Below are 12,220 nucleotides of genomic sequence, written 5' to 3'. Positions count from 1 at the left end.
AGATAGGCTGGTTTTTTATGAGCGACGAACGTGTGTTAACACAGGAAGGACCTGAGGGTATCCGCTTTGACTTTATGGATGGATGTCGCGTATGGGTACCAGAAGGGGCAAAGTGGCGTATCGAGCTGTGGGATACTGAAACAGAGAGCCGGCTTTTCGATCAGGAAGTGAATACGTCCAGTCTCGTGCAAAGTTCAAAACGCTATTACGTACCTTTTGAAATCAGGGTCTGGAAAGATGATCAGCAGATTTTCACGCATCATTGTGACCTGAAACATAAACAAGTCCTGATCTCCATAGATTTAGGCGGTCTTGGGGACCACCTTGCCTGGGTTGGGCATGCGATTGCTTTTCAGAAACGTCATAAGTGTCATCTTACATGCAAGGTAAATAAAGACCTTCTTCCCTTATTATCTGGAGCTTATAAAAATATCCGTTTTATTACTTCCGGTGATGAGGATGACCGGGTCTATTACGCTCATTATAAAGTCCTGGTGTTCTTTAATGATACAAATCATAATTACCAGCCTAATGATTACCGCCAGGTGGGGCTTGCGCATATGGGGGCCTATATACTTGGCCTGCCAGTAGAAGAACGGCGTCCTGATGTTATTATTGATAAGGGTGGTCGCCCTCTTAAGGAACGTTACGTCTGTATAGGGACGCAGGCGTCAGGAATGAGCAAATATTGGCACAACCCTCTTGGATGGTTTTCAATTGTCAAATTTCTCAAGGAAAATGGTTATCGCGTTGTATGCATTGATCGCAGTCGTATAGAGGGGATTGATGATGTATGGCGTCCTATTCCCCATGGCGTTGAGGATCAGACAGGAAATCGTCCTTTGACCGAGCGTGCCCGCTGGTTGAAATATGCAGATTTTTTCATAGGCTTGTCTTCAGGTTTATCCTGGCTTGCCTGGGCTGTAAAAACGCCTGTCGTTCTGATTAGTGGTTATACAGAACCCTATAATGAGTTTTATACACCATACCGGATCATTAATCGCCACGTCTGTAACAGCTGTGCAAATGATGTGACGCAGACCTTGCAGACAGATAACCGTCTCTTTTGTCCCTATCATGCCAAGACAGACAGAATGTTTGAATGTAGTAAGGCGATTTCTGTCCATCATGTGCAGTCAGTGATTAAAACGATCCCTGGTTTTGGAGTTCAGTTGTGACAGAGGCGAAGACAGACCGTATTCTTCAAGATATTATCCACCTGAAAAAGGATGATTTTTCAGATAACGTAGCTCCTTCAGCTCCAGAGGGGACGAAAGAGGATGAGGCTCTTTCTTCTGATAAAAATCAGGAAAAAGGCCCACTTTCTGTGAAAGTTATGGATGGAACACCCTTTCCGGAGCCTGCATCGATCATGACGCAGGAAGGTCCTGAAGGGATACGTTATGATTTTAATGCCGGGGTCAGGCTCTATGTTCCTGAAGGGGACTGGAAAGTGCGTTTCATAGATACGGCAACAAAGAGCCTTTTTTATGAAAAAGAAGGGGGAGACCTTCAGCTTGTTTCCCTGAAACGCCATTTTCTTCAGGTCCGTATAGAAGTCGAGAAAGACGGAAAACCTTTCTGGTCTCATGACTATAATGCAGCTCGTAAAAAAGTGGCTGTCATCATGCCTGGTGCTACATTGGGCGATACTCTGGGCTGGTTTCCATATGCACTGCGTTTTGCCAAAGAGCATCATTGCGATTTGACAGTAACCATGATCCAGCCTTTTAAGGAAATGTTTCAGCCGGTTTATCCAGATATTAGAATTGTCACGAATGATGAGTTTGAGGAGATCAAGAGCGAGTTTTACGCTACTTATTATATCGGTCTGTTTTTCCATGATGAACAAAACAGGTGGCAGCCTGCCGATTTCCGGATGGTAGGGTTACACCGGACTGCTGGTTACATATTAGGCGTGGATCCAACAGAAGAACGACCCAGGGTTGATATTAGCAATGTTGATGAACGTCCTATCCCGGAGCCATATGTCGTGATAGCTGTTCAGGCTTCAGCGGCGTGTAAATATTGGAATAACCCCACAGGGTGGTTGGATGTCGTTTCGTATCTGAAACAGATAGGGTACAGGGTCATTTGTATCGATAAAGAAGCTGTTATTGCGAATGGATTATCATGGAACAGTCTTCCGTTCGGGGTAGAAGATGAAACGGGTGACCGACCTTTAAATGAACGGGCTCGCTGGATAAAACATGCAGATTTTTTTATAGGACTTTCCTCTGGTTTATCCTGGTTAGCCTGGGCTGTCGGCACGCCAGTAATCATGATCAGTGGATTTACGCATCCACTCAACGAGTTCGAGAATCCTTATCGTGTTTTTTCAACGCATGTTTGCAATAGCTGCTGGCATGATATCAGGACACCTTTTCAGCATAGTGAATATATATTCTGCCCCCGTCATAAAGGGACATCCCGTCAGTTTGAATGTACAAAGGCGATTAGTGCCGATTATGTGATAGAGACGATCAAACGCTTACGCGTTGATTATAATCTTTCTCCAGGGAAAGAGAAAAAAAGCAGTGCAAAGCGTAAAAAAAAGTTATAGTTTTTCATGTGGACGTTAACGTAAAATAAATTTTTAACATTTCCTAAATCTTATCTCTATAATAACAAAGGACTATAATCCTGATGAAAGAGATAAGGCGTATGGAGTCTCATGAGACTATATCTAAAGAGCCGGAAAATCTGGGTGATATTTTAACTCAGTATCACGGATTTTTTCCTTTTCTTATTGATCTGTTCAGGAAACTTTATCAGATCAGTCCAGTAGATCCGGCAATTAGCACAATTAAAATTCATATTTTGCGCAGGGTAACACCTTTTTTTGTCTTTTTTCAGCTTGTCGCGGCATTCTGCCTGATTATTTCGATCTGGAACCTGCCTAATAGTCTTGTTTTTACAATTATTGCTTTTATTGCCGTCTTGATTATAGGGCTTACGGCTTATCTGTTTCTGGTCAGGGAACATCATTTAAGGCAGTCGCCTGCTATTTATATATTACGCATTTTTGCTGTTTGCCTGGGAGTGTTCTGGCTGAGTATTATGGCCTTTATTCTTCCAACAGAACCGCAGATCGGACAGATACTTTGTTGCGTTTTCGTAATGGCATTAATGGTAAGTGCTGTTCTATTTTTACCAGTTGCTGGGGCTTCAGTCCTCTTTTCAAGCATCCTGGGTGGGGGAATAGTAGCTGTTATTTTATTTCTTTGGTACCAGTCTCATTATCAGCAATTATATCTGGTTGGCGCTTTAATATTTGGGATTTATACGGCGTTTATTGTTTTAAGCTGCGGTCTTATCAGAGAGCTTCTGATTGGCTATCTGATCAATCATTATTATCTGGAACAACGTAATGCGATCTTGACTCTCCTTTTGGGAGATACAAGTGATATAGCCAGTGACTGGCTCTGGGAGACAGATGCAGAAGGTGTACTAAAAGGGGTTTCGCCATCTTTTGTGCATGCCCTGGGGCTTGATGAAAAGGTTTTATACGCAAATCCGTTTGTTACTATCATGGCTCAGATGGTGAGTTCTTCAGAGGAAACCAATCACGCGGAAGGGATTGAAAGGCTTAAGGAATGTCTTGAGCAGCGTATTTTTTTCCGTGATCTTGTGGTTAAGATTCCCAAAGATCATGAAGTCTCTTACTGGTCCCTTAGTGGGCGCCCCATGTTCAGGGAACGAAAATTTATTGGTTATCGTGGGGTAGGGACAGACGTTACCTATATCCATAATGTTCATCGTAAGGCTGCTTTCAGGGCCCGTCATGATGAATTAACAAATATGCCAAATCGTGCGGCCTTTTTTGACGATATGGAATTCTATCTTGTTACAGCTGAACAGAAGCAGGAAGAATTCGCTCTTCTCAATATTGATCTTGATGGTTTTAAATATGTAAATGACCATTATGGTCATCATATGGGTGATCATGTGTTGACCCAGATTGTAACGAGAATCAGCCGATCTCTGGAAGAAAACGACGTTTTATACCGTGTTGGCGGTGATGAGTTTGTCCTGGTTGATAAAGGTACGGGCAAGAACAGGGTCGAGGCAAAAGTTAAGCATTTAATTGAGGTTATTACCTCAGAGCAGATTGAGCTTAAAGAAGGAGCATATTGGACACCTGGCGTAACAATCGGCATTGCTCTTTCCAAAGGGGGAGCAGAAGGAATTAATGACCTTCTTGCTGCCAGTGATTTAGCTCTTTATGAGGGAAAAAAGCGCGGAGGGAATTGTTTTATTTTCTTTGCCCCCGAGCTTGAAACAGTGGCACAGAGAAAGTTAAATCTCTTGCAGGACCTGGCAAAAGCTTTGGATGAGGGGGATATTTCCCTTCTTTATCAACCTTTTTATGATGCCCAGACCCAGAGATTAAAAGGTTTCGAGGCACTTCTTTGCTGGAGACATGCTCTTTATGGCCGTATTCTGACGGAGCAGCTGATTTCTCTGGCTGAAGATTCGGGCCTTATCCAGAAACTTGGCCTGTTTGTCCTGACTAAGGCAGCCAAATTTGCTCTTAGCTGGCCGGAAGAGCTGATCTTATCAATCAATTTATCTCCCGGTCAGCTTATGAGGGAGCATTTTGTTTCTGAATGGGTTGAGGCTTTGGATGCTACTGGTTTTCCTCCTTACAGGTTGCAGATTGAAATAACCGAGACAATTTTCATGAAGCAGAGTCCTGTCACTTTTGCCAAACTATATGAGTTGAGAGAGCGGGGCATGGCGATCGTACTGGATGATTTTGGCAAAGGGTTTTCCTGTCTGGGGTATCTATATTTTTTCCCCTTTTCCAAGATTAAAATGGATCGTCTTTTTGTTCATGACATGCTTCGTGATCAGAGAGCGGCAACGATTGTTAAAAGCGTTGTGAATCTGACAATTGATCTGGGAATTTCCATGACGATTGAAGGCGTAGAGAGTCAGGAGCAATATGATTATATTGTGTCGCTGGGCTGTAATGAGGTTCAGGGTTTTTATTTTGCAAAACCTATGTTGCCAGAAAAAGTTATGGAGCTGATTTCGAAAGGAGGGGCCGAACTGCCTCTCTCCGGGTCCGGCACATCCGTTCTGGAGGAAGCTGTTAGTGTTTAAAGAGACTATGTCTTCGGAAAAGAGCCTGATATGAAGAGACAAACTCCAAATCAGGGGGAAGTGAGTCCGATGTCTGAAATGTCTTTACCAATTCGTGTTGTTGCTCTTTATCGTTTTACGCCTTTTGAAAATCCAGAGGCTTTGCGTGGTCCTTTACGTGACTTATGCAAAAAGGAAGGCGTGAAGGGAATTTTGCTTTTAGCGAAAGAAGGAATTAACGGCACCATTGCAGGGAGCGAGGAGGGAATTGAGCGGGTTCTGAATCATATCCGCACCCTCCCGGGATGTGCTGATCTTGACTATAAAGAATCAAGAGCTGTTTCCATGCCTTTCTTGCGCACCAAAGTGAGATTAAAGCGTGAGATTGTTACAATGGGTCAGGAAAATATTGATCCACTCGCCTGCGTTGGACGATATGTTGAACCCAAAGACTGGAATGCTCTGATCAGCGACCCTGACACGATCCTCATGGATACGCGTAATGATTATGAAGTGGCTATTGGCACATTCAAAGGGGCAATAGACCCCGATATCCAGACTTTTCGGCAGTTTCCTGACTGGTTTCGTCATAAAAGGGAAGAGATTGAAGCCCAGGGGCGTAAAGCTAAAATCGCCATGTTCTGCACAGGGGGAATTCGTTGTGAAAAATCAACGGCTTTTGCTCGTATGGAAGGAGTCGACGAAGTTTATCACCTCAAGGGCGGGATTTTGAAATATCTTGAAGTGATTCCGAAAGAGGAAAGCCTCTGGGATGGGGAGTGTTTTGTTTTTGATCAGCGTGTCTCGGTTGGGCATGGCCTCGTCCCTGGGGATTATGAGTTATGCCATGCCTGCCGTAGCCCGATTAGTGCTGAAGATAAGGCTTCTCCTGAGTATGAGGAAGGTGTCAGCTGTCCGCACTGTTATGGCAAGCGCACAGAAGCTCAACGTCACCGTTACCGTGAACGTCAGCATCAGGCAGAGCTGGCCCGTAAACGGGGCACCGTGCATTTAGGCAATTAAAGAAGTAATTGGGGGGAAAGCTTAAAAGCTTCCCCTTAGGGTCAGATTAACTGACCGTCCTATTGCCAGCACGGGAGCTGGAAGTGTTCCGGCAGGGTGGTTTTTATCAGTGACCATACGTCCACCTAAGGGCAGGAAGTAACGTTGGTTGAGCAGATTCTCCAATCCGATATCAAGCCGCATGGTCTGCCAACGATACCCTACTCCCAGACCAAGGAGCGCGTAGCCAGGAGTGCGTGCTTCACTCCGGATAGAGTCAACAGAAGTTTTGGCTTTGACAAGTGTGACTTCAGCACGACCTGTCCAATGGCCATAGCTTTCGTGAAAACCAATAATGCCGTTTAGAGGCATTTGTTGATAAAGTCCGGTGTGTGTGGTTTTGTCCTGACCACGCACCCAGTTCAGACTGGCCATGATGTGAGCGGTACCAAAACGCCCATTACTCCATAGCTGCAAGCGGCTTGTAGCATTAATGCCATAAGTCTGCGCTGTGTGATTTACAAAGCGGAGTTGGTTGAAGCCATTGGAGAGGTGAGCAATCTTTTCGACATTCACGTAGTTATGGATATGGCTGAAATAGGGCTGTACCGTCAGATCCCACCCCTGGTTATAGGGATCATGGAAATGGAAGGTGACGCTAACATTATTGGCGATCTCGGGTTTTAGGCGGAGATTTCCGACATATCCATTCCCATCCCCAAACCATCCGATCATGCGCGAGGACATGGAACCGCGTCCCCAGCTATAACGTTCATAAAGATTGGGTGAGCGGGTTTTACGGGCATAACCACCTTCAACATCAAAATAATCGGCTATTTTGTAACGGATAATGACCGTGGCATCGAAATTGGCGTCAGTGCGACCACGTTTTGAAGTATTAAAGGCTTTCGCAGCTTCAGTATCTGCGTTACCCATGCCCCTCATACTCATCATATTCATGGAACCGCCATTATTATAGGCTGAGACCTGTCCTGTATTCATCATGACGAGGTCACTTCTCATGCCAATCTCGGTGGAAAGGCGTGATGTCCAATGAGAGTTGAGCTGGATGAAATGGCCGAGATGATCGCGATGGGCGTCATTCAGATTGTGATAGGTCCCTGGTCCCATCATCATACTGCCTTGCAAAGGTGGCCACCAGTCATTGAGACCATTATGCTGGAATTCGCTTCCAACCTGTAAGATCTGCTTCCGGGTTAAAGGGATTGTAGCTTTGATGGAATAGCCGACATTGCGTGAAGCAAGGTTCATGGGCATTCCTGTCGTATCTGAGTGCCCACCCTTGTCGGACATCATATTCATGGCATGGTCAATGCGCTTCCAGAAAGCCCGGATATCTAGTTTACCCCAATCGAATGTGCCGAGATATTTCCCGTTCACAAAGGTCATGCGGTTGTTGGTTTCATCCATATATTGGTTGGGAAAGCCCTGATAAGGCATATCCTGTTGCCCAAAGGTCAGGGCAAACATATGGTTTTCATGACGCAGACCTGCTGTCACGGCGTGGTTATAATCCAGGTAGCTGGTTGAGGCGACATGACCGCCCCGGCCACCAGCTTTATAATCACTGGCATGGCTGTAAGAGGCCGTATAGCGCAGGCTGAGTGTATCATTGGCCACTGTGACAGAGCCTGCTGCGCCAGAGCCGCCACCATTACTGCGCCAGTCAGCTCTGCCCTGTCCTGTAACAAGGATTTTTCCCTTCCGGGCAAATTGGGGGTCTTTTCTTTCAACTGAAAGCGATCCTCCAATGCTGTCACCCCCAATACTGACAGAGCTGATGCCGGAAACAGCCTGGCTGGAGGCGATGCTGTCCATGTCAATTTGAGAAAAGGCAGGGTTCATATGGTTGGGGCAGTCTGCGCCGGTTCTGATTCCGTCAATGAAGGTCGCAAGTCTGTCATCAGCCATACCATTCAGGACAGGAAGAGAGGAGAGCCCTCCCGCTGAATAGGTACTAAACCCCGGAACATCTCTAAAGAGGGAGGTTGTATCTGGCGCCTGGGAGAAGTGCTCCCTCTGGCGGGTGACTGTAATGGTTTCCTCTCTGGGTTGGTTTTTATTATTTTCAGCGTGTGCGTCCGCAGCCAGAGCATATGGAGAAAATGACAATAAAGACGAGCTGACAAGAAAAAGCCCGATAGAAACTTTTCTGTTATGCTCAATGCCGTTTGAAAAAACGGTTAGAGAAAAAGACACGTATAATCGTCCTGAAAACACAGTTTTAAAATGACCCGTTCCGTCGCGAAAAAGGCGACTGGAAGGGAATGTCAGTGTGATTCAGAGATAGGCTGGTGGCGCTCGGGAAGGAGGAAACTGCCATTCTTCCGCCAGAGGGGGGGCACGTGGCTGAGCAGGTCTTGTCCAGCGCATGCGTATGAACTGGCAGGCCCCTAGCATTATGATGAACGCTGAGAGGGCAAAAAAGACGTGCCCCAGGAGAGGACAGAGCGGACAGGCATCATCGTCATGATGATGGTGATGGGAATGTCCGTTAATTGGAATAAGGATGTTTTTGCCTGCAACGAACATGACATGCTCCATATGGGACGTCATCTCATGATGATGTTCGTTTTTTGCAGGAAAAGGGGCGATGTCAATGCCGGTCAATCGTTCAATAGCACTGCGGGGTGTCTCTTCCGGGAGTGAAACTGTTTGTAAAAACATCTGCCCCAAAAGAGCGCTGACAAGTAAAACCAGCAGATACCAAGGCGTTTTGCCCGGGGCAGGACGTGTTGGAAACAGCCTGAAAAGGGGCGGAAGGCAGGTCATTTAATGGCGCACCGCTCCTGCCAGACTGGCAAGTATGGTGCCAATAACGATAAAGGCGACTCCCAGATAGGCAGTAAGAGAAAGCTGTTGCCGGAAAAAAATGACACTTATTGCGACAATGCAGATGATGCCAAACCCGCACCAGACAGCATAAGCAATCCCGAGAGGAATGTCCCGCAAGGCTCGGGACAGACAGAAAAACGCTATGACATAAAGGGCTAGTGAGCCAGATGTTGGGAACAGACGTCTGAATCCATCGCTCAGATTGAGCAGGTATGTAGCCCCTACTTCAAGTAAAATAGCGGCGAAGAGATAGAGCCAGCCTGTCATTTATCCATCACAAGAATGTTATTTCTTCTCCAATTTTCCCTTTACAGAAGATTTGGAAGATTTGGCAAGGTTTGTTTTTTGCTTTTCCGGAGAAGTAGAAGAGCTTTTATTGATTTTTTCTTTCAACATAGGTGAGAGAAAACGCCCTGTATAGCTTTTCTGGCAGGCAGCAATTTTTTCAGGTATGCCTTCGCAGACGATTTCTCCCCCTCCTGCACCCCCTTCCGGTCCGATATCAATGATCCAGTCTGCTGTCTTGATAAGGTCAAGATTATGCTCGATCACGAGCACCGTATTACCCTGTTCCACCAGGGCATGCAGGACTTCCAGCAGCTTTCTGACATCTTCTGTGTGGAGTCCGGTTGTTGGTTCATCAAGGATATAAAGTGTGCGGCCTGTTGCGCGTCGACCTAGCTCCTTGGCAAGTTTGACGCGTTGGGCTTCCCCGCCTGAAAGGGTGGTTGCCTGCTGCCCAAGGGCTACGTAGCCCAGACCAACACGTTGCAGAACAGCCAGTCTTTCAGCGATTTTGGGTACAGCCTGGAAGAAAGGTACTGCCTCATCAACAGTCATGGCCAGGATGTCGGCAATGGATTTTCCCCGGAATTTGATTTCCAGCGTTTCGCGATTATAGCGTGCCCCCTTGCAGCTATCGCATGTGACAAAAACATCGGGCAGGAAGTGCATTTCAATTTTCAGAACACCATCGCCCTGGCATGCCTCACAACGACCGCCTTTGACATTAAAGGAGAAACGGCCTGGTTTATAACCACGGGCTTTTGCTTCAGGAAGCTCTGCAAACCAGTCCCGGATAGGGGTAAAAAGGTCAGTATAGGTCGCAGGATTTGAACGGGGCGTCCGACCAATGGGGGATTGGTCAATTTCAATGATTTTATCGATCTGTTCTGCCCCTTCAATACGGCTATAGGCGAGGGGAACAACCCCCGACTTCATGACCTCTCGCGCCAGAGCCTTATAGAAGGTATCGATGACTAACGTGGATTTACCACTACCTGAAACACCCGTAACGCTGATAAAGGTTCCGAGGGGGAAACGGGCTGTAACGTTTTTGAGGTTATGTCCTTTTGCTCCATGTAAGCTTATCCAGCGATCACTTTTGCGTCTTTGGGTCGGGACATCAATACCCTTTCGGCCAGCAAGCCATGCCCCTGTAATGCTCTCGGGGTTCTGTGCGACTTCCTGAGGCGTTCCATAAGCAATGACATTTCCTCCTTGAGTGCCAGCTCCTGGCCCCATATCCACCAAATAATCAGCCTGACGTATGGCATCTTCATCATGTTCGACAACAATCACTGTGTTTCCGAGGTTACGCAAACGTTCAAGCATTGCGAGAAGCCGGGCATTATCGCGCTGATGCAGGCCGATGGAAGGTTCGTCCAGAACATAAAGCACCCCGGTGAGGCCCGAACCAATTTGTGATGCCAGACGAATACGCTGGCTTTCACCCCCTGAAAGGGTTGCAGATCCACGGGAGAGGGTGAGATAGTCGAGGCCGACACGATCAAGAAAATGCAGCCTTTCGGTGATTTCGCGTAGGATACGCCGGGCAATTTCGGCTCTCTGGGGTGTAAGGGTGCTTTCTACGGTTTTGAACCACTCCAGGGCAGCGCTGATCGTCATCTCAGATGCTTGTGCGATATCAAGATTTCCTATTTTGACGCATAAGGCTTCTGGCCGCAAACGGGCACCGTGGCAGGCCGGACACGGCATATCAGACTGGTAACGTCCAAGGGCTTCACGGACATAGACACTACTGGCCTGTGCTAGCCTGCGTTGTAAATGAGCAATCAGTCCCTCAAATGGGCGCTTGATTGTATGAACGCGCCCTTTTTCATCCTGATAAGGGATAAGAACGGTTTCGGAGCTGCCATTGAGCAGGAAATCCCTCGTTTCAGGACGTAGTTTGTGCCAGGGAGTCGTTAATGCCTCGCCCATATGACGGGCCAGCGCAGCCAATGTCTGCTCAAAAAGGGGATCTTTTTCTTCCCGCCAGGGAGCGATGGCACCCTCTTTGAGAGAAAGTGTTTCATCGGGGATGATAAGGGCAGGATCAAAATGTGTTTCTGTTCCCAGACCATCACAATGTGGGCAGGCGCCCATGGGAGCATTAAAGGAAAAGAGGCGCGGTTCTATTGTCTCAAGACTGAATCCTGAAACAGGACAGGAAAAACGCGATGAAAAAGAAATGGAAACAGGCTCTTTTTCATCTTCTGCACGGGGTATTTCTTCGATAAGAGCAATCCCGTCAGAGAGTTCAAGAGCTGTCTCAAAGCTGTCAGCAAGGCGTGTTTCAATGCCTTCTTTGACGATGAGACGGTCTATCACAGCATCTACATTGTGTCGCGTCTTGCGGTTCAGTTTTGGAACTTCTGAGAGTTCGTATAATGTTCCGTCTATGCGTGCGCGTGTAAATCCACGGCGCGAAAGTTCAGCAAGTTCCTTGGCACAATCGCCTTTTCGGTCCCTGACGACAGGGGCCAGAAGCATGATTCTGCTATTAATGGGCAGCGCCATAACGCGGTCAACCATCTGACTGACGCTCTGTGATTCAATGGGCAGCCCTGTTGCTGGAGAATAGGGGATGCCAACACGTGCCCATAAAAGGCGCATATAGTCATGAATTTCTGTAATTGTTCCAACGGTCGAGCGTGGATTTTTGGAGGTCGTCTTTTGCTCGATGGAGATTGCCGGTGAAAGCCCTTCAATCGAGTCGACATCAGGTTTGCCCATTAATTCAAGAAATTGCCGTGCATAGGCCGAGAGGGATTCGACGTAGCGTCTTTGCCCTTCAGCATAAATCGTATCAAAGGCGAGTGATGATTTACCTGATCCAGACAAACCTGTGATGACGGTCAGTGTGTCACGCGGAATTTGCACATCGATATTTTTCAGATTGTGAGTACGAGCTCCTCGCACGGAGATAACGCCATTTGTTGTGGCGGGGATCGAAAGAGAAGGAGTCGTTTTTTTCACAGAAATTATATCC

At 46.9% G+C, this 12,220-nt stretch carries 8 protein-coding genes; 4 read left to right on the top strand and 4 right to left on the bottom strand.

Features of this window, described 5'->3' with window-relative positions; genetic code table 11:
- Positions 1–17 precede the first annotated feature (17 nt).
- From AC3B6P_RS01830 to trhO, 4 genes are all read left to right on the top strand, one after another.
- Complete coding sequence (locus AC3B6P_RS01830) at positions 18–1,178, top strand: autotransporter strand-loop-strand O-heptosyltransferase (RefSeq protein WP_489804450.1); 1,161 nt, start codon at positions 18–20, stop codon at positions 1,176–1,178.
- A gap of 41 nt (positions 1,179–1,219) precedes the next feature.
- The gene (locus AC3B6P_RS01825; RefSeq protein WP_489805521.1) at positions 1,220–2,563 is read left to right on the top strand and encodes an autotransporter strand-loop-strand O-heptosyltransferase; all 1,344 of its coding nucleotides are present in this window, start codon (positions 1,220–1,222) and stop codon (positions 2,561–2,563) included.
- A gap of 101 nt (positions 2,564–2,664) precedes the next feature.
- A complete protein-coding gene (locus AC3B6P_RS01820) occupies positions 2,665–5,109 on the top strand; it encodes a putative bifunctional diguanylate cyclase/phosphodiesterase (protein WP_489804449.1) in 2,445 nt (814 codons plus the stop codon).
- A 30-nt stretch (positions 5,110–5,139) separates the two neighbouring features.
- Entirely contained in the window at positions 5,140–6,111 is a 972-nt protein-coding gene (trhO, locus tag AC3B6P_RS01815) for an oxygen-dependent tRNA uridine(34) hydroxylase TrhO (RefSeq protein ID WP_489804448.1), read from the top strand.
- Positions 6,112–6,132: 21 nt separating this feature from the next.
- Here the strand turns inward: trhO and AC3B6P_RS01810 are convergent, their stop codons facing one another.
- The 4 genes from AC3B6P_RS01810 to uvrA form a co-directional block, all read right to left on the bottom strand.
- Positions 6,133–8,310, bottom strand: a complete 2,178-nt coding sequence (locus AC3B6P_RS01810) for a TonB-dependent receptor (protein ID WP_489804447.1) — start codon at positions 8,308–8,310, stop codon at positions 6,133–6,135.
- A gap of 81 nt (positions 8,311–8,391) precedes the next feature.
- Positions 8,392–8,883, bottom strand: coding sequence for a DUF2946 family protein (locus AC3B6P_RS01805; protein WP_489804446.1), 492 nt, complete (start codon positions 8,881–8,883; stop codon positions 8,392–8,394).
- Positions 8,884–9,213 (bottom strand): DMT family transporter, encoded by a 330-nt coding sequence (locus AC3B6P_RS01800; protein WP_489804445.1) that lies wholly within the window; start codon positions 9,211–9,213, stop codon positions 8,884–8,886.
- Between the two features lie 18 nt (positions 9,214–9,231).
- Positions 9,232–12,207 carry an excinuclease ABC subunit UvrA gene (gene uvrA, locus AC3B6P_RS01795; protein WP_489804444.1) on the bottom strand — a complete coding sequence of 992 codons (2,976 nt, stop codon included), beginning with the start codon at positions 12,205–12,207 and terminating at the stop codon, positions 9,232–9,234.
- Positions 12,208–12,220: the final 13 nt, after the last annotated feature.

The sequence above is a fragment of the Aristophania sp. ESL1142 genome (assembly GCF_058107345.1).
Note: the sequence above shows the minus strand (reverse complement) of the source record. Positions and strands in the feature narration are given on the sequence as shown.

Excerpts from the sequence above, each read along its gene's own strand:
- AC3B6P_RS01830 (WP_489804450.1), top strand. The coding sequence starts at position 18 with ATGAGCGACGAACGTGTGTTAACACAGGAAGGACCTGAGGGTATCCGC.
- AC3B6P_RS01820 (WP_489804449.1), top strand. The coding sequence starts at position 2,665 with ATGGAGTCTCATGAGACTATATCTAAAGAGCCGGAAAATCTGGGTGAT.
- trhO (WP_489804448.1), top strand. The coding sequence starts at position 5,140 with ATGAAGAGACAAACTCCAAATCAGGGGGAAGTGAGTCCGATGTCTGAA.
- AC3B6P_RS01805 (WP_489804446.1), bottom strand. The coding sequence starts at position 8,883 with ATGACCTGCCTTCCGCCCCTTTTCAGGCTGTTTCCAACACGTCCTGCC.
- AC3B6P_RS01800 (WP_489804445.1), bottom strand. The coding sequence starts at position 9,213 with ATGACAGGCTGGCTCTATCTCTTCGCCGCTATTTTACTTGAAGTAGGG.